Origin of the sequence: Sphingobacterium kitahiroshimense, from assembly GCF_025961315.1 — a bacterium.
GTDB classification, from domain to species: domain Bacteria; phylum Bacteroidota; class Bacteroidia; order Sphingobacteriales; family Sphingobacteriaceae; genus Sphingobacterium; species Sphingobacterium anhuiense.
The window spans coordinates 5,776,999-5,796,901 of record NZ_JAOQNK010000001.1 but is presented as its reverse complement, the minus strand read 5'-3'; the positions used below and the strand labels follow the sequence as shown (position 1 = coordinate 5,796,901).

The 19,903-nt window shown below is 40.4% G+C and carries 13 protein-coding genes, 3 tRNA genes and 2 rRNA genes; 12 read left to right on the top strand and 6 right to left on the bottom strand.

The genetic code is table 11. From position 1 onward, the window contains the following. Positions 1-21: 21 nt before the first annotated feature. The 5 genes from M2265_RS24770 to M2265_RS24750 all read right to left on the bottom strand — a co-directional run bounded on the left by M2265_RS24770 (position 22) and on the right by M2265_RS24750 (position 5,857). Positions 22-2,909: ribosomal RNA gene (locus tag M2265_RS24770) — 23S ribosomal RNA — on the bottom strand. A gap of 263 nt (positions 2,910-3,172) precedes the next feature. Beyond that, a tRNA-Ala gene (locus M2265_RS24765) sits at positions 3,173-3,246 on the bottom strand. 79 nt (positions 3,247-3,325) lie between these two features. Continuing rightward, a tRNA-Ile gene (locus tag M2265_RS24760) sits at positions 3,326-3,402 on the bottom strand. Positions 3,403-3,592: 190 nt separating this feature from the next. Next, positions 3,593-5,122: ribosomal RNA gene (locus M2265_RS24755) — 16S ribosomal RNA — on the bottom strand. Together the 16S and 23S rRNA genes with 2 tRNA genes alongside form the textbook arrangement of a ribosomal RNA operon. Before the next feature lie 417 nt (positions 5,123-5,539). Next, complete coding sequence (locus M2265_RS24750) at positions 5,540-5,857, bottom strand: hypothetical protein (protein ID WP_264599369.1); 318 nt, start codon at positions 5,855-5,857, stop codon at positions 5,540-5,542. Positions 5,858-6,464: 607 nt separating this feature from the next. On the opposite strand from M2265_RS24750, the gene M2265_RS24745 reads away from it, so the two are divergent. From M2265_RS24745 to M2265_RS24730, 4 genes are all read left to right on the top strand, one after another. After that, positions 6,465-7,295, top strand: coding sequence for an AraC family transcriptional regulator (locus M2265_RS24745; protein WP_207902497.1), 831 nt, complete (start codon positions 6,465-6,467; stop codon positions 7,293-7,295). 108 nt (positions 7,296-7,403) lie between these two features. Next, positions 7,404-8,288, top strand: a complete 885-nt coding sequence (gene ygiD, locus M2265_RS24740; RefSeq protein ID WP_132772744.1) for a 4,5-DOPA dioxygenase extradiol — start codon at positions 7,404-7,406, stop codon at positions 8,286-8,288. Between the two features lie 104 nt (positions 8,289-8,392). Continuing rightward, complete coding sequence (locus M2265_RS24735) at positions 8,393-8,680, top strand: SelT/SelW/SelH family protein (RefSeq protein WP_021191773.1); 288 nt, start codon at positions 8,393-8,395, stop codon at positions 8,678-8,680. Between the two features lie 132 nt (positions 8,681-8,812). Next, entirely contained in the window at positions 8,813-9,274 is a 462-nt protein-coding gene (locus tag M2265_RS24730) for a copper resistance protein NlpE (protein ID WP_132772742.1), read from the top strand. 79 nt (positions 9,275-9,353) lie between these two features. Here the strand turns inward: M2265_RS24730 and M2265_RS24725 are convergent, their stop codons facing one another. Beyond that, on the bottom strand, positions 9,354-12,209 hold the full coding sequence (locus tag M2265_RS24725) for a M16 family metallopeptidase (protein ID WP_132772741.1): 2,856 nt from the start codon (positions 12,207-12,209) through the stop codon (positions 9,354-9,356). Positions 12,210-12,297: 88 nt separating this feature from the next. Between M2265_RS24725 and xerD the strand changes: the two genes are divergently transcribed. From xerD to M2265_RS24685, 8 genes are all read left to right on the top strand, one after another. Beyond that, positions 12,298-13,203 (top strand): site-specific tyrosine recombinase XerD, encoded by a 906-nt coding sequence (xerD, locus tag M2265_RS24720; protein WP_021191774.1) that lies wholly within the window; start codon positions 12,298-12,300, stop codon positions 13,201-13,203. A gap of 244 nt (positions 13,204-13,447) precedes the next feature. Beyond that, positions 13,448-15,760 (top strand): TonB-dependent receptor, encoded by a 2,313-nt coding sequence (locus M2265_RS24715; RefSeq protein ID WP_132772739.1) that lies wholly within the window; start codon positions 13,448-13,450, stop codon positions 15,758-15,760. Between the two features lie 20 nt (positions 15,761-15,780). After that, entirely contained in the window at positions 15,781-16,320 is a 540-nt protein-coding gene (locus M2265_RS24710) for a hypothetical protein (protein ID WP_021191776.1), read from the top strand. A 73-nt stretch (positions 16,321-16,393) separates the two neighbouring features. Next, a tRNA-Arg gene (locus M2265_RS24705) sits at positions 16,394-16,465 on the top strand. A gap of 370 nt (positions 16,466-16,835) precedes the next feature. Beyond that, on the top strand, positions 16,836-17,339 hold the full coding sequence (locus tag M2265_RS24700; RefSeq protein ID WP_206368490.1) for a GNAT family N-acetyltransferase: 504 nt from the start codon (positions 16,836-16,838) through the stop codon (positions 17,337-17,339). 44 nt (positions 17,340-17,383) lie between these two features. Then, the gene (locus M2265_RS24695) at positions 17,384-18,235 is read left to right on the top strand and encodes a methylated-DNA--[protein]-cysteine S-methyltransferase (RefSeq protein WP_132772738.1); all 852 of its coding nucleotides are present in this window, start codon (positions 17,384-17,386) and stop codon (positions 18,233-18,235) included. 29 nt (positions 18,236-18,264) lie between these two features. Continuing rightward, positions 18,265-18,873, top strand: coding sequence for an alpha-ketoglutarate-dependent dioxygenase AlkB family protein (locus M2265_RS24690; protein ID WP_132772736.1), 609 nt, complete (start codon positions 18,265-18,267; stop codon positions 18,871-18,873). A 97-nt stretch (positions 18,874-18,970) separates the two neighbouring features. Continuing rightward, positions 18,971-19,834 carry an AraC family transcriptional regulator gene (locus M2265_RS24685; protein WP_132772735.1) on the top strand — a complete coding sequence of 288 codons (864 nt, stop codon included), beginning with the start codon at positions 18,971-18,973 and terminating at the stop codon, positions 19,832-19,834. Positions 19,835-19,903 lie beyond the last annotated feature (69 nt).

Genomic DNA, 19,903 nt, shown 5'->3' with positions numbered 1-19,903 from the left:
AGACAACAGTGTTTGCGTTGCTTGAGAAAGCTTCGGGTGATTAGTATTGCTCAGCTATGGTATTTCTACCTTTACACCTGCAACCTATCAACGTAGTAGTCTACTACGGCCCTATAAGGAAGTCTCATCTCGTGGCTAGTTTCGCACTTAGATGCTTTCAGCGCTTATCTATTCCCGACGTAGCTACCCAGCCGTACACCTGGCGGCATAACTGGTTTACCAGCGGTCAGTCCATCCCGGTCCTCTCGTACTAAGGACAGATCCACTCAAACTTCCAACGCCCACAACAGATAGGGACCGAACTGTCTCGCGACGTTCTGAACCCAGCTCGCGTGCCACTTTAATGGGCGAACAGCCCAACCCTTGGGACCTTCTCCAGCCCCAGGATGTGACGAGCCGACATCGAGGTGCCAAACCTCCCCGTCGATATGAGCTCTTGGGGGAGATCAGCCTGTTATCCCCAGCGTACCTTTTATCCTTTGAGCGATGGCCCTTCCATACAGAACCACCGGATCACTATGTCCGTCTTTCGACCCTGTTCGACTTGTTGGTCTCACAGTCAAGCAAGCTTATGCCATTGCACTCCCCGTACGGTTACCAAGCGTACTGAGCTTACCTTTGAAAGCCTCCGTTACCTTTTTGGAGGCGACCACCCCAGTCAAACTACCCACCAAACAATGTCCTCGACATGATCGAGTTAGAAACCGAATACAGAAAGGGCGGTATTTCAAGGTTGATTCCATGACTCCTGGCGAAGCCACTTCAACATCTCCCGCCTATCCTACACATCCTGTACCCAATTTCAATGTTAAGCTATAGTGAAGGTGCATGGGGTCTTTCCGTCCCGTTGCGGGTAATCGGCGTCTTCACCGATACCACAATTTCACCGAGCTCATGGCTGAGACAGCGCCCAGATCGTTACACCATTCGTGCAGGTCGGAACTTACCCGACAAGGAATTTCGCTACCTTAGGACCGTTATAGTTACGGCCGCCGTTTACTGGGGCTTCGATTCAATGCTTCTCTTGCGATGACATCCCCTCTTAACCTTCCAGCACCGGGCAGGTGTCAGGCCTTATACTTCATCTTTCGATTTTGCAAAGCCATATGTTTTTGTTAAACAGTCGCCTGGGCCTTTTCACTGCGGCTTCTCCATTGCTGGAGGAAGCGCCCCTTCTCCCGAAGTTACAGGGCCATTTTGCCGAGTTCCTTAGCCATGATTCACTCGAGCACCTTAGGATTCTCTCCTCGACTACCTGTGTCGGTTTACGGTACGGGTTTTTATAACCTGAAGCTTAGCGGGTTTTCTTGGAAGTCTGTTTACCTGCTCTATCAGCGCCGCCGAAGCTTTGCTGTACTATTGGGTTTCAGCAGGGTCGGCGGATTTGCCTACCGTCCCTATACCTACGCCTTTTAACGAACTATTCCGTCAGTCCGCGGCAGTGTCACTACTCCGTCACCACATCGCAGTTATAAAAAGTACTGGAATATTAACCAGTTGTCCATCGGCTTACTCCCTTCGGATGCGCCTTAGGCCCCGACTAACCCTGATCCGATTAGCGTTGATCAGGAAACCTTAGTCTTTCGGTGGGCGGGTTTCTCACCCGCCTTATCGTTACTTATGCCTACATTTGCTTTTCTATCAACTCCACGGCCCATTACCAGACCGCTTCTCCGTAAATAGAATGCTCCCCTACCAGACATGCACTAAATGCATGAATCCATAGCTTCGGTAATACACTTGATGCCCGTTTATTATCCACGCCCGACCGCTCGACTAGTGAGCTGTTACGCACTCTTTAAATGAATGGCTGCTTCCAAGCCAACATCCTAGCTGTCTGTGCAGTCGGACCTCGTTAGTTCAACTTAGCGTATATTTAGGGACCTTAGCTGATGGTCTGGGTTCTTTCCCTCTCGGCCTTGGACCTTAGCACCCAAAGCCTCACTGCCGGCCATATCTTATAGCATTCGGAGTTCGTCTGGATTTGGTAGGATTTGACTCCCCCGCACCCAATCGGTAGCTCTACCTCTATAAGACTCGATGCCGACGCTGTTCCTAAAAACATTTCGGGGAGTACGAGCTATTTCCCAGTTTGATTAGCCTTTCACCCCTACCCTCAGGTCATCCGGAAACTTTTCAACGTTTATCGGTTCGGTCCTCCATTACATGTTACTGCAACTTCAACCTGCCCAAGGGTAGATCACAAGGTTTCGCGTCTACCTCATCTGACTATGCGCCCTATTAAGACTCGCTTTCGCTTCGGCTGCGTGGCTGAACCACTTAACCTTGCCAGACAAGAGTAACTCGTAGGCTCATTATGCAAAAGGCACGCCGTCACTGGACCTGCCAGCTCCGACCGCTTGTAAGCACACGGTTTCAGGTTCTTTTCACTCCTCTGTTCGAGGTTCTTTTCACCTTTCCCTCACGGTACTAGTTCACTATCGGTCTCTCAGGAGTATTTAGCCTTATCAGATGGTGCTGACAGATTCCCACAGGGCGTCTCCGACCCCGCGGTACTCAGGGTACTGCTAGGCTAGCATTCTATACGTGTACAGGGCTATCACCGTGTATCGCTGGGCTTCCCATCCCATTCCACTTCTGTTTGCTAATGCCATATCGCAGCCCTACAACCCCAATAATGCCGTAACATTATTGGTTTGGGCTCTTTCCCGTTCGCTCGCCACTACTTGGGAAATCATTATTATTTTCTTCTCCTACGCCTACTTAGATGTTTCAGTTCAGCGCGTTCGCGTATTTTACAACATACCTTCAGTATGCTAGGTTGCCCCATTCGGAAATCTTCGGATCAAACTCACATTTGCTAATCCCCGAAGCTTATCGCAGCTTATCACGTCCTTCATCGCCTCTGAGAGCCTAGGCATCCCCCGTGTGCCCTTATTTACTTTCTTCACCTCATAGCCCTTTTGCTACTATGGGTTGCTTTTTGATATATAACCGTGATGCTACGCATTAATCCGTTCGGCCTTGACCGAGGGTCTTCATAATACATCAAGCACATCACAGTATTGTCTCTACTGTTGTCTTCTCTTGTAATTTTTTTTCTTTCAATATGTCAAAGAACTCTTCTTTTAGATCGGAGATATCAGATCTGAGATATCAGAAACTATAAAGTGTCTAATGTCTCTTATCCTGTGTCCCACGTCTAAGGATGTGGAGAATATCGGAGTCGAACCGATGACCCCCTGCGTGCAAGGCAGGTGCTCTAGCCAGCTGAGCTAATTCCCCGTGGTGTAGATTATAGATTCCGGAACAGAGAAAGCAGACTTTACGTCTCAGATCTCATATCTGTCATCTCAAATCTAGATGGTAGTCCCGAGCAGATTTGAACTGCTGACCCCTACATTATCAGTGTAGTGCTCTAACCAACTGAGCTACGGGACTAGCTTATCATTCTATCTCTCTGGACCATCCATTTTCAGGGATGGGCACATTTCTTCAAATGCTTTTTTATAGTAATCAGTACTTAGATATCAGTAGTTAGATAGAAAATAATCTAAATACTAAATACGCTGTACTAAATACTTTTTTAATCATGTGTATCCGTAACGAGCTTCAATTCCGAATGCTCTAGAAAGGAGGTATTCCAGCCGCACCTTCCGGTACGGCTACCTTGTTACGACTTAGCCCCAATTATCGGTTTTACCCTAACACGCTCCTTGCGGTTACATGCTTTAGGTACCCCCAACTTTCATGGCTTGACGGGCGGTGTGTACAAGGCCCGGGAACGTATTCACCGCGTCATTGCTGATACGCGATTACTAGCGAATCCAACTTCATGAGGTCGAGTTGCAGACCTCAATCCGAACTGTGAACGGCTTTTAGAGATTAGCATCATATTGCTATGTAGCTGCCCGCTGTACCGTCCATTGTAGCACGTGTGTAGCCCCGGACGTAAGGGCCATGATGACTTGACGTCGTCCCCACCTTCCTCACAGCTTACGCTGGCAGTCTGTTTAGAGTCCCCACCATTATGTGCTGGCAACTAAACATAGGGGTTGCGCTCGTTGCGGGACTTAACCCAACACCTCACGGCACGAGCTGACGACAGCCATGCAGCACCTAGTTTCGTGTCCCGAAGGACTGATCCGTCTCTGGATCATTCACTAACTTTCAAGCCCGGGTAAGGTTCCTCGCGTATCATCGAATTAAACCACATGCTCCTCCGCTTGTGCGGGCCCCCGTCAATTCCTTTGAGTTTCAATCTTGCGACCGTACTCCCCAGGTGGATAACTTAACGCTTTCGCTTGGACGCTTACTGTGTATCGCAAACATCGAGTTATCATCGTTTAGGGCGTGGACTACCAGGGTATCTAATCCTGTTTGATCCCCACGCTTTCGTGCATCAGCGTCAATACTAACTTAGTGAGCTGCCTTCGCAATCGGAGTTCTAAGACATATCTATGCATTTCACCGCTACTTGTCTTATTCCGCCCACTTCAAATAGATTCAAGTCCTACAGTATCAAAGGCACTGCGACAGTTAAGCTGCCGTCTTTCACCACTGACTTATAGGACCGCCTACGCACCCTTTAAACCCAATAAATCCGGATAACGCTTGGATCCTCCGTATTACCGCGGCTGCTGGCACGGAGTTAGCCGATCCTTATTCTTCAGGTACATTCAGCTTTCTACACGTAGAAAGGTTTATTCCCTGACAAAAGCAGTTTACAACCCATAGGGCAGTCATCCTGCACGCGGCATGGCTGGTTCAGAGTTGCCTCCATTGACCAATATTCCTTACTGCTGCCTCCCGTAGGAGTCTGGTCCGTGTCTCAGTACCAGTGTGGGGGATTCTCCTCTCAGAGCCCCTAGACATCGTAGCCTTGGTGAGCCGTTACCTCTCCAACTAGCTAATGTCACGCGAGCCCATCCATATCCTATAAATATTTGATCACAAACCGATGCCGGTTAATGATGTTATGCGGTGTTAATCTCTCTTTCGAGAGGCTATCCCCCTGATATGGGTAGGTTGCTCACGCGTTACGCACCCGTGCGCCACTCTCATGAAATCAAAGCAAGCTTTAATCTCAATCCCGTCCGACTTGCATGTATTAGGCCTGCCGCTAGCGTTCATCCTGAGCCAGGATCAAACTCTCCATTGTAAAATGAAGTGTAAGATCAAGACTATTTATAATAAATAGAATTGTCTTGTATTTTAATTTCTAATTCTAAAATTGAACAGGTTGATTTTTTTAACTTTCGTTGTTTCTCAACACTACTCGTTACGTTACATGATTATATTTTTAAAGAACTTCTGTCGCTTCCGCATCTCGCTTCGGCTTGTATGATGTCGGCATTGCGCCGTTATCGATCTTATTCTGTTTCCCTTCGTTTCCGTTGGGACTGCAAAGGTAGAAATCTTTTTGGTTTCTCCAAAATAAATGTGAAAATTTATTTTTTTTGTTTTCCTGCTGTTTCTGCGTTTAACCTGAATTAAACCCTTCTTTTTTCAGTGCCTCCCCTTTCGGATCAGCCGTTCCTCCCTTGCGGAGTGGTGCAAAGATAGCGACTTTTTATAATCACTTCCTAATCTTTCCCGGAAATAGTTTGCCGTGAACCGGTAAACAGCTTATAACCTGACCGATAAATTTACCTCTGACCTGTTCTCGGGGCTGAGAAACGGACAATCCTGGCTTTGAACTGTAAAAAAGGGTAGCGGGGGGATTGTTCGTTCTGGGCCATCTTTTATGGATGCAGTATGCTTTTACGGAATAGCCAAGTGGAAATGATATCTTTTTCGGTACAGCGGCATCATCGACACTATTACTATTACTATTACTATTACTATTACTATTACTATTACTATTACTATTACTATTACTGATAAGGTGATCCATGTCTCCTCATGCTTTCCGCAGGGCCGACATCTTTACTTTATACTATATTACTATATACTACAAAAGGGGTCCAGAGAAGTCGGGGTGTTTTACTATAGCCAGCTCCCCTCCGTACAGATACTCCGGAATAAGGCATATTATAACCTGATCCGGAACTGACAGGGAACTGATTATTATTTAAGATGGGATTTATATAGAGATTACTGAGGGTTTATAGGGGGTTTCTAGGGGTTTACCTCTACTAACCCCCTCTAAACCCCCTCTTATCCCCCTGTTATACCTCCATTATATGCGAACAAGATTCCTACTTGCTTATAATATGGTATCACCCTGCTAACAACAGCAGTTTTCTCCAGATTCAATTGGTTTAAAGAGCTGCTTTATCATTATACTGACGAACACAAATCCAATCCCTATTATTAGGTCCAATTGCTGTAAGCACCTCGCCCATCTCTTGCTTACTATAAAGCTGATTTTTCACATACTCACTATCATGGTATTGAAGACCACTATACCTAATACACAAAAGTGAAATAAACCGATATATAACAAAGGTTTTGCATTTTTTTTATAACTTTAAAATCAACAAGAAATCAAAAAAGTTTTGATGGAAATTTTCAAAATATATCAAGTCGATGTAGCTGAAGCAAACCGCATCGCCCAAAGCGAAAATAATGTTCATCACCATGATTTCGAAGAGTTAATTATTGGTATTGAAGGAGAATTAGAACATTTTATTGATTTTAAATCCGAAACTTATGCAGCACCATTTATAAGTTTTGTTACCAAAGGAAAAACACATCGCGTAAAACCTAAGCTAAAAGCAGGAAAATGTCTATTTTGGGTATTGCGATTCAAAAGTGAATTTATTGCCGAAACGACTTTTCAACTGTACAATCATTTTCATGACCAAGCTACATTTAGGATCACTCCATCCGCTTGTTTTCAAAGGATAGTTCATATAGCTCAAATGATAGCCGACGAAATGCACGAAACACAAAGTGATTTGGGTATCGTCCGACAATTATTAAGCACCTTATTTACGATGATCGAATCCGAATATCGGAAACAGTTTCCAGAAGGCCTACCCTACTCATCGACCTCTAGTACAACATTTAAAAACTTTTTAACCATATTAGAAGAAAATTATCATCGCCCAGAATCCGTAAATTTTTATGCGGAAAAACTCTTTATGAGTGCACGTGGTCTTAATATGATCTGTCATCAAATATTACAGCAAAGTGTTTCCGAAATTATTGAAACCAGAAAATTGATAGAAGCTAAAAATTTGTTGATGAATACCGATAAAACAATTTCGGAAATTGGATTTGAATTAGGATACAGTGATAAAGCCTACTTTACAAATGTTTTTAAGCGAAAGTCGGGGCAGACGCCTACAGAATTTAGGACTGATATAAAAGCGATCATTTCCAAATAGTACAACATTATTACCAAAAAACAATACCTATCCTCCTGTTATACTTCCGATATTTGTTTTAACTATTAAAAAGCTGTCAACAACAATATATCACCAGGAGTTAATAGCATGAATCGAAAAAAATTTATAACCGCTATGGCTGTATTACCTTTAACAGGAGCTGCTTTAAAAGTAAACTCCTTACGCAACTTATCTAAAAATTTTGAAGCAACCGAGAAGTTTCCCGTGTTATTTTTGGGACATGGAAGTCCTATGAATGCGATCGAAGAAAATGAATTTGTGGACGGATTCCGAAATATCGGTAAGACTTTTCAAAAACCAAAAGCAATATTAGTTATTTCAGCGCACTGGGAAACGCGTGGTACATTCGTTACTGCTATGGACAATCCTCCGACAATTCATGATTTTGGCGGATTTCCTCAAGCATTATTTGATGTACAGTATCCAGCTCCCGGAAGCCCTGAACTTGCACAGGAAACAAAAAAAATCATCACAAAAACTGATGTATTATTGGATGATAAGTGGGGCCTTGACCACGGGGCATGGTCTGTTGTCAAGCATTTATACCCAGATGCTGAGGTTCCGGTTATTCAAATGAGTATCGATTATACGCAACCTGCGTCTTACCATTATGAATTAGCACAGGAATTAGCTTCCTTACGTCACAAAGGTGTATTGATAATAGGCAGTGGCAATATGGTCCACAACCTGCGTATGGTAGCCTGGGATAAATTAAATGAGGCGGGATTTGCATGGGACTGGGCTCAGGAAGCAAAAGAAAAAATGAAAAATTACATTTTAGATGGTAATCACAAAGCTTTGATCGACTTCCGGAATCAGGGAAAAGCATTTGATTTAGCTATACCCACACCAGAACATTATCTTCCCATGATCTACAGCCTGGCACTAAAAGATAGACAAGATGATTTACTGCTGTTTAACGACAACTCTATAGGAGGATCTCTTGCCATGACCTCATTCAAAATTGGCTGATAAACACGACAATTATCCGTATTGCTGCACAGTAAATAGTAATAGCACAGTTTAAGAATATAAAAATAAATCCCTTATATTCGCCATATAAGCTATATAGAAAGATGGATATATCAAAACCTACAATTTCAGTTGAATACTGTCCGAAATGTAACTGGATGTTACGCGCGGCCTATATGGCGCAAGAAATTTTAAGTACTTTTACAGAAGATATTCATGGTGTCTTACTGATTCCGAGTGAAATAGCGGGTAAATACTCCATTTCAATCGATCAGCAACCCATATTTGACCGTAAAGAAATGGGAAGGTTTCCTGAAATAAAGGAATTAAAACAATTGATAAGAGATCACATTAACCCGGATAAAGATTTAGGTCACTCTGAAAAGAAATAGTTATATTTTGCATTTTTAAGTATATTACAAAAACTATAAACGAACAGTATTGTTTTAGCTCTTAAAACAATACAAAAAATGCAAAAGTACATACATTAATACATCACGTTTTTAGAAATAAAACATATTATAATGAAAAAAATCTTCATAGGCTTATTCGTAATTACTGCTTCATTTACATCTTGCCAAAATCCAACACAAACAAAAGAAAAAACAGCACAAGACAGCAGTACAGTTGCTACTAAACAAGATACGGCATTTCACGATGAGCATAATACACAAAACTCTGTTGATTGGGCTGGAACCTACGAAGGAACTCTTCCATGTGCAGACTGTTCGGGCATTCATGTTATCTTAACCTTAAATATGGATGGAACTTTTGAAAAATCTGAACAGTATCTTGAAAAAGGTGGACCTTTTAAAGAAACTGGTACGTTCACATGGACTCCAGACGGCGGCTCGATTATTTTAAAGGAGAAAGATGGCGAAAGCAAATATAAAGTCGGTGAAGGTATGATGAAGAAATTAGATATGGAAGGTAAAGAAATTAAAGGAGAATTAGAAGAATTCTATAACTTCAAAAAGATAAAATAGATGCTGATCATCAGCGTCATATGACATAAAAAAAGCTCCTGAATAGTATTCAGGAGCTTTCTTTTTTAGACTTTAAGATCTATTTTGCATCTGGTAACAAAATAAATTCAAACATGCGGTCTTCTTTTAAATATTTATCAGCGACAGCTTTTACACTTTCTACAGACACTTTACTCAGGTCATCTAATTTTCTCAAGATTTCCGTTACATCCTCTTGATTTTGATAAGATCCTGATAGATAGCTAACCCAAAATCCATTCTCTTTAAGCTGTAGCTCTAATTGACGCTTTTGTTCAATAACAAATTTATCAATATCCTCTTTTACAGGTCCACTTTTCTTAATTTTAGAGACTTCATCTACAGCAGATTTTATCAGCACATCCACTTTATCCGGAGCCGTGCCAAAGCCGATACCAAAACTATAGCGTTGACGTGGCAACTTGCCGTAATTAGCAGAAGCGCCCACACTGTAAACCCCGCTTTCGGCTTCACGAAGACGTTCTAATAATTTAATGGTCAAGATACTTTCTAAGGCTTCCATATTGATATTTTCGCTTTCCGAATAAGTATAATCACCATAATAAGCTAATTGTACAGAAGCTTTATCCTCTTTCCCTTTATGAACAACAACACGCTTTCCTTGAGCTGGTTCTACTATACCTAAATCTTTATAAGACTCTTTACGTCCAAGATTCGGCAAGGCCGCTAAGTAATTTTCTAAATAAGGTTTAATTTCTTCTTCAGTAAAAGAACCTACGATGGTAAAGGTGAAGTCCGAAGCATCAGCAAATCGCTCTTTATAAATTTGAAAAGCTCGATCTTTGTCAATAGTTTTCACTAAATCGGCAGTCGCATTTTTTCTGCGGATATTATCCCCATAAAGCGTTTCTTTCACTTTATCGGAGAAAACATTTGACGGATCACTATCTCTATTTTCTAAACTTCCTACAGAACGGGCGATGATACTTTGGTAAACATCCTGATCCAGACGAGGTTCAGTAAAATAGCCATAAATCAATTCAAAAGCATTTTTTAAACCTTCTTTGTCCGAACTTCCATAGATTCCTTCATATCTTTCTGAAATATACGGTGTGATCCCGATATTTTTACCTGTGAGATACTTTTGTAATTCAACATTATTCAATTGACCCACACCACTCGCATCCACTAGACCCGCAGCATTACTCGCTGAATAATAATCTGCATCTGGATATAAAGAAGAACCACCTGGACTAAAAGCTGAGATACGTATTTCATCATTCTTGAAATTGGTAGGTTTCAAGATTACTTTGACACCATTGCTTAAGGTCAATTCTTTTACATTGATCTCTTTTAATTCCTTATTGGAAACAACAGATCCTTTAACAGGTTCCTTCGATAATAATGGCAATTTAGAAACCTTATCCTCATAAGCTGTTAAGTTCTGAGACTCCACTTCCTTTATCCAATTATTGACTGTTTGTTCAGCAGGTAAAGTAGCTTTATCTTTCTCCGGCCCCATGATGATGATATCACGGTTCAGATCAGTATAATATTTTGAAATCAGTGCATTAACTTCTTTCAAGGTCAATGTTGGTAATAGCTGTTTTGTTATTTTATAACTATCATCGTTACTTAATGCGGCATCATCTTTTAAGAAGTTATTCAAATAACGACCCACATAACTATCCGATTTTTTCTTGCTCTTTTCTATATAAGCAGTCTCATTACCTTTATTCATTGAAACGATGGCTCTATCCAATTCAGACTGTGTAAATCCAAATTTTTGGATGCGCTCAAATTCTGTCATCATCTTTTTAAATCCTACTTCCAATTGGTTTGGTTTAGGAACTACCATCAACGAAAACACATCTAATCCGGCAATGAAACCAGATATACTGCCTCCAGCTTGCATAAAAGGAGCATCTGCCTGTTGCATGATTTCAGAAAAACGATCGGCAACGATCGAGTTAAATGCCGAAATCAGTAACTGTTTGCGATAATCTTTTACGGTCACTGTTTTTTCCTCTTTACTTTTGATCATAATCTGAGCAACTGTATAAGGAAGTTCAGGATCTGTAATGGCAATAAATTGATTTTTATTCAATAAATCAACATTATACTTGGTACGTTCCAGCTTTTTAGCAGGAGCTTTTAAATCCGAAAATAAGGCTTTAACTCGAGCTTCCATATCTTTCACGTCGATATCACCAACAATGATGATAGACTGTAAGTCCGGTCTGTACCAGTCTTGATGAAATTTCCGGATCGTCTCCGGTTTGAAAGTTGTAATAATTTTTTCTGTTCCGATCGGTAAACGTTTAGAATAGCGAGATCCATTTAAAACAATTGGAAAATATTGATCCTGCAAACGTTGACCTACACCACGTCCGCCACGCATTTCCTGCATCACAATACCGCGTTCTTTATCAATCTCATCATCAGCAAGCAATGCATCTTGTGCCCAGTCGCGCATCACCTGTAAACCATTTTTCAACAGTTCAGGATCATCAGATGGAATGGGCAATTGATAAACCGTTTCATCAAATCCGGTATAAGCATTCAAATCGGAGCCAAAACGAACACCAGCTTTTTGTAGGTAATTGACCAACTCGTTTTTAGGAAAGTGTTTTAGACCATTAAAGTTCATGTGTTCTAAAAAGTGAGCCAAGCCTAATTGGTCATCTGTTTCTAATATAGAACCTACTTTGTTTGCTAAATACATCGTAACCCTTTTTTCTGGTTCTACATTCCGACGGATGTAGTAAGTGAAACCATTTTTAAGTTTACCTGTAAGCACCTCATTGTCAAAAGGAAGTTTTTGATTCCAACTAACGGTGTCTTGTGCTAAAATTGCTCTCGCTTCAGCACGAAGTGATGTTGCCGCAGTACTAGGGGTTGTACAATAAAGAGTTGGCAACAAAAATGTTAATGCAATTGGTTTAATAAATCTCATGTTTTTGATTTACCTTAAGTTTTTAATTTAGTTGTTTTATAAAATTAATGTTCGAAAGTACAATTAATCTATTGTATTTTTGTTATGCATGAAGGAAGAAAATAATTGGTTGCTTTTAAAACGAGAATTCGGCCGTTTTTTGAAATTTGAACGCGGTCTGTCCGATAATTCTATTGAAGCTTACCTCAATGATGTTTCCAAACTGGAAGTATACAGTGAAGAAAATAAATTGACATTGCAACAAATAACCAGTAAGGATATACAGCGCTTCCTGATCTGGATAAATGGATTTGGTATTTCTCCCTTCACGCAGTCACGCCTATTGTCAGGACTTAAAACATTTTATAATTTCCTACTCTTGGAATACGATTGGGAAAATAATCCAGTCGAATTAATTCAAGCCCCTCGAATTGCACGAAAGATACCTAGTGTGCTTAACATCCAAGAAATCGATCAACTTATCAATGCCATCGACTTATCAACTCCCGAAGGTATGCGCAACAAAACAATTCTGGAGGTGTTGTATGGATGTGGACTTCGGGTCTCGGAGCTGGTAGGTCTTAAACTATCAAATCTTTACTTAGACGTAGAATTTATCAAAGTTGAAGGAAAAGGTAATAAAGAACGTCTGATTCCAATCGGGAGCCAAGCCATTAAATACTTGAAAATTTATATCAATGAAGTCCGACCGCACATTAAAGTCAAGTCGGGGCAGGAAGATTTTGTCTTTCTAAATAAGCGTGGAGCTGCTTTATCTCGTGTTATGGTATTCATTGTCATAAAAGAGCTGGCTACAAAAATTGGTCTTCAAAAAAACATTAGCCCGCACACTTTTAGACATAGCTTTGCTTCTCATCTTGTGGAAGGTGGGGCAGATTTACGCGCCGTACAAGATATGCTGGGGCACGAAAGTATCACAACTACAGAAATCTACACCCATATCGACCGCGATTATCTACAGAGCGTGATTACCCAATATCATCCCCGTTCCTAATCGGATATTTACAACTCTAAAATCACAACCCAAATTTTTTACAGTTAACTTATTCGTTAGTTGATACCTGTACCACTTTGATTATTTGGACCAATCTCCACGGTTCAAAAAAATAAAGGGGTAATCCATTTGTACTATAAAACGGTATAAACCATGACTTTTTAAATTATATACAACATTGTTGCATTATTATTTTAATTTAATGCAACAATGTTGTATTTTTGAGGCGTAATTTAATTTAAGCATGACAAAACAGTTCAGCGTCATCTCTATATTGGCACCCGTATTCATCTCATTATGGCCTTCATACAGCCTATTTGCACAAAAAAGACAAATAAGCGGAAAGATCATTGCGCTAGAAAACACCAGTCCCATTCATGGAGCTAACCTTCACTACGAAGGCCATAAGAAAGCGATAACTTCCAACTTTTCGGGTGAATTTCAATTTAGTACTGAACAGAACTTCCCGATAAAATTAGTGACTTCACTCGTTGGCTACGAAAATGACACTACTTATGTGAAAAATGACCGTCCCGTACTGATAAGACTAAAAAAAGACGTTAAGAGACTCGCCGAGACACAGGTTTACGGTTATCAGGTTGCCGCCAAAACACAGATTGCACAACAGGTCAATGCGACAGCTTTAACTGAAAATAGAAACCGTTCGCTAGCAGAAGTTTTAAAAAACATCTCCGGAGTCCATCTCCTACAGACCGGATCTACCATCAATAAGCCCATTATTAACGGTCTTTATGGCAATCGCTTGGCGATACTTAATGATGGTATGAAACTCGAAAGTCAGCAATGGGGTAATGACCATGCTCCAGAAATTGATGTGTACGCGGCGAATGCGATTACGGTCGTAAAGGGAGCAGAAAGCTTACGTTATGGTGGTGAAGCATTAGGTGGAGCAATTCTGCTTTCCACTAAGCCCTGGAATAAAATTGATAGTCTTAGAGGGCAAGTTAGTCTAAACGCTTTCACAAATGGCAGAGGTATGCAAAGCGCATTAAACCTGGAGGGCATCACTCCCATAGCTGGACTGAAATGGTCTTTCAATGGAAACTACAGCAAAAGTGGTAATCGAAAAACTCCCGATTATTATCTGAACAATACCGGGCAGCGCATTTACAACCTAAATGCTGCAGTAAATTATCAATACAAAGACGCTAATTTTGAAGCTTCCTATAAACAATATCACAATGAAGCGGGCATTTTATCTTCTACTCATATCGGCGATATTACTTCTTTTCAGGAACGTCTAGCCTATGGGAGACCGTATCCCAGCGAACTCTTCGGATTCTCATACCAAATTGATGCTCCCCGTCAAGAGGTTAAACACGAGGTATTTCAGTTTGCTTACAGCCAGCGCTTGAGCGATGCTAAAACCTTATCCATAAAATATGCTTACCAGAATAACCACCGGCAGGAATATGATAAAAGACGTGCAGGCCGTAGCGCAATTCCAAGCATGGATATGGTTTTACGGACACATGCACTTGATGCATCTTATACTATTGAGGGCTTAAATCAAAAATTTATCACAGGCCTTCAGGGGCAGACACAAGTTAACAATAATATTGCTGGGACTTTTAATACCCCATTAATTCCTAATTACAATGCCTTTAATATCGGAGCATACGGTATATATCAATGGCAAAAAGACCGATTGGCCTACGAATTAGGAGCTCGTTATGATTTTAAGAATTTCGATGCTGCAGGGTATGACTTTTATGGTAAAGCTTATGGTGGCGACAATCAGTTTCATAACTTGTCGACCAACCTCGGTTTATCCTATACTGTCGACAACCATATGACTCTTAAATCAAACTTAGGACTTGCCTGGAGAGCTCCATCTGCACAAGAACTGTACAGCCAAAACGTACACCAAAGTACAGCACGCTATGAAAGAGGAGATGCGGCATTAAAAGCAGAGAAAGGATTAAAGTGGATCACCAGTTTAAATATCCATGAGCAGAAAAATTTCTTAAACATTGACATCTATGCTAACTACATCAATAATTACATTTACGTAAAACCGACCGAAGAATACGTACAAAATCTTTCAGGTACATTTCCGATCTGGCAGTATAGTCAAAACAATGCATTATTGGCCGGGATTGACGTACAGGGAAAATATGCCATCAGTGAACATTTAGATTACAGTGCAAACACATCATTTATCTACGCCCGTAACCTAGATGACAAAAACTATCTGCCTCTTATTCCGCCCCTATCGTATACACATGAAATCGCTTTTACAACAAAGGGAAAGACGAACTGGATGCATGACGTGAAATTTGCCTTAGGTCAAGAAATCTATGCCAAACAGTTTTTAACAACAGCAAGTATGGAGATGGCTCCCGCACCATCGGCGTATCAGCTTATCAATGGTTCCATTAGTTTAGGCTCTCTTATTGGCAACAATAAATTGCAAACTCGCCTTTTGGTAGAAAACATATTCAATAGCACCTACAAATCTTACACAGATCTATTCCGTTATTACAGTCATGGTGTAGGCCGAAATATACAGTTGACAATTAATTACACATTCTAATCATAACAAATACAGCTATCATGAAAAAAATCATTAACAGCAGCAAATTAGTACTGATCGCAGCAGTTCTCCTTTTCAACTCATGTAAAAAAGACGATCCTGTCCACGAACATGATAATGAAGAAATGAAAACCATGACTTTAAGTTTTACAGAAAAAACAACAAATGCCAAAGTCGAAGTTATCATCGATGCTACCGATACAAAACCACAGTCGTTAAACTTAAAAAAAGGCAACTATGATTTAGATATCAAATTAAAAGATTTTGATGGACATGAGGTACAACAGGAAATTTCTGACGATGCCGATGAGCATCAGTTTTTCTTCGTAGGCCCTACAAAGGAGCAGATCACCTTTACGTATTTAGATCAACAGGTAGGTTTAAAAAGCAACTGGAAAGTATTAGACAAAGCAAGTGCTATTCCAATGAAAATTGTCTTGATGCACGGTCTAAATAAAACAAAGGTTACCGCAGCAGACTGGAACAATTCAAGCTACCAAAGCATTGGTGGCGGTACTCCAGACATTTCAGTAAATGTAACTTTAAATCTTATTGACTAAAGATGAGGATGTTGGCAAGAGATTGCATTTAGCTATTTTCATTTTTCATGAAATAGTATATCTTTGCTAGCATGTCCCTGTAGTTTAATGGATAAAATTGCAGATTCCGGTTCTGTTGATATGGGTTCGACTCCCTTCGGGGACACACAAAAGCAGCGTTTAATAGTATTAAACGCTGCTTTTTTTATAATTTCTAACGCACATATTCCCCATTTCATTCCATCCAGCATCTTTAGGTAAATCCTATATTACGGTGAAACAGCCCACAGCAGCACCCTGATATTTTTTTGTGACTAAAACTAAAAAACCTCATCATCAAAAATCTAAAATCACTGCGTATTGCAAATAATAGTAAAGCAATTTGCGCAATGAACATGAATTGTCAAGCCAGTACTTTGGATATAAAAGACAATATTATTAAGTTTGACTCATCAATCAGCAGTACATCATATCAATAAAAAGAATGGTCTAGAGTAGCCCATACAATCAAAGAAAAAACATTATACCAGTATATTTTGGAAAAAATTACGTTTAGATTTGGCACCCTTCATGATATTGTTTCCCTGCAGGAACTGTTTGTCGATACTATTAAGCGCATTTGCATCCAAGATTATAGCGCAGAGCAGGTAGCGGTTTGGAGCTCCAGCAGTGAGAATATGCAACGATGGACTCAGGTGTTAACGGAGCAGTATGTACTCATAGCAGCGTTAAACAACAGTATTGTCGGCTTTTGCACCTTAGCTGAAGGTCGTTATATTGATTTATTTTTTGTTCATAAAGATTACCAAGGTCAAAAAATAGCATCCCAGCTCTACCAATATATAGAAGCAGAGGCAAGGCGACAGAACACCGATCGTTTAACGGCAGATGTAAGCAAGACGGCAAAACCATTTTTTATAAAAATGGGATTTACAACCGTAAAGGAGCAGGAAGTGATTTTAAAAAATGTACCATTTATCAATTACAAAATGGTTAAAATGATCACGCCTAATCAAAACTCCGCATGTTTCGGATTGTAAACAGCGACAATCATGATGAAATTTGGGTATAAATTAAAATGAAAATGGAAACACAATCAAATCTCAACTACAATCGAATAGCTTCAGCTATCGAATATATTCAACATCATTTTAAGGAACAGCCAAACTTGGATGAAGTCGCTGAAAAAATTCATTTAAGCCCCGCTCATTTTCAACGGCTCTTTACTGACTGGGCAGGTACAAGTCCTAAAAAATTTTTACAGTACATCAGTTTGCAATATGCCAAGAAACTGCTTGATGACAACAAAGAACTTACACTCTTTGATGCCGCATACCATACCGGACTTTCGAGCAGCAGCCGTTTACATGATCTATTTATCAATATCGAAGGTATGACTCCTGCTGAATATAAAAATGGAGGTCAATTTCTCAAGATCAATTACCGTTATGCAGACAGTCCTTTTGGCCCAATAATTATTGCATCTACAGCCAAAGGAGTATGCTATATCGCATTTGAAAGTAATGAAGCAAAAGCTTTCACCGATTTACAGGCTAAGTTTCCAAATGCCCTATTTCAGCAACGGGATGATGATCTGCAACAAAATGCCCTCTCCATTTTTCAAAACGATTGGTCTGCTCTTTCACAGATTAAATTACATCTCAAAGGCACCGACTTTCAATTGCGTGTGTGGGAGAGTTTACTCAAAATTCCCATGGGGAAACTGGCTACATATGGAACAATAGCAGAACAGATCGGAAATCCAAAAGCAGCTAGAGCTGTTGGCACAGCTGTTGGCAGTAACCCCATTGCATTTCTTATTCCGTGCCACCGCATTATCCAATCTTCTGGCATAACAGGAGGATACATGTGGGGACCAACTCGAAAAACAGCTATTATAGGATGGGAAAGTGCCAAAACACAGCAGGAATTATAATACGAAGCACCACCATTTAAACATTATGTATGGAATTATTTGAATATCCGATTGATAGTACGAAAAATTGGCTTCCAAAGGACGGAACAGTACATTATTATGGGAAAGTACTGGGACAGGAACGTGCAGATTACTTTTATGAAAAACTATTGACAGCCATCGAATGGCGTAACGATGAAGCCGTTATTTTTGGTAAACATATATTAACGAAAAGAAAAGTCGCTTGGTACGGTGAGAAACCTTTTGAGTATACCTATTCCAATACAACCAAGCATGCTCTTCCTTGGTCAATAGAATTATTGGAATTAAAAGAAATAGTTGAAAGAACAACGGGAGAAACGTTCAATTCTTGCTTATTAAATCTCTACCATAACGGGGATGAGGGTATGGCATGGCACAGTGATGGCGAAAAAGATTTAAAGAAAAATGGTGCTATCGGATCATTGAGTTTTGGGGCTGTCCGTAAATTTGCTTTTAAGCATAAACAAACGAAAGAAAATGTAGGATTGATCTTAGAACATGGCAGTTTATTGGTCATGAAAGATGAGACGCAATCCCATTGGCTACATCGACTGCCACCTACTAAAAAGATTCACTCTCCAAGGATTAATCTCACTTTTAGAACAATTGTCGAATAAAATACCGTTATTTCAATTGCGTGTTTCTATTTTTTATAAATTTTTATACCAAACAGCGTGTGCTGTGCTCAGCTTTTAAGATATAGTCGTTAGCATTATGCGTAAGAAAAACAGTTCCATTCCTATTAAAACAATGACTGATGCTTTCAGTTCGGGAATTATTATAGCCAAAGCATCTTTCGATGAACAGGACCTCATGAATCTGGATGATGCAAGACGATCACATCGGGATGACTATCACTCCTTCTTTCTGTTGGAAAATGGCACCACCGAAATCGAAATTGATTTTCAGCAATATACGATAACCCCCTACTCCATCCTCTATATTCACCCACATCAAGTACATCGCATTGTGGCGATGAAAAAAGTAGGTGGCAGTTTTTTGGGGATTAATAGTGAACATATAAATCCAGAATATCTGCAATTGCTGGAAGAAATGACACCATTAAAACCGCTTCGACTTTCTGAGGAAATATTTTCTATTTTGGAAACTAGCGTTTCTTTATGCATTACACTATCCGACCGTAAACAAAAGCAGTTACATCAATCCTTGCTAAAAGATAGCTGTAATACTTTGATCGGGCTCTTGACTTCGATGTACCTCGAGGGCGCTATACCTGTCGACAAACTTTCCCGATCTGAGATTATCACAAAAGCATTTAAGGCTTCCCTGCAACGTGACTTTCTCGCTATAAAAAGACCCGCTGCATATGCTATGCGTCTCAATATCTCTACCCCCTATCTGAATGAATGTGTCAAAGACGTCACCGGCTACCCTGTGTCCTATCATATCCAACAGCGTATCATTTTAGAAGCCAAACGCCTGCTTTATCATTCTGACAAGTCAGTAAAAGAAATCGCCGATGCCCTAGGTTTCGAGGATTACCCCTACTTCTCGAGATTATTCAGCAAAGTCACCGGAATGTCGGCACTATCCTTTCGGAACAAAAACCGCGATTAGTCCAATACCCTCTTCCTTTGCTCCATTGTTTGCGTTACAAATTAGCTGTTTCTTTGTCATGAACAAAAA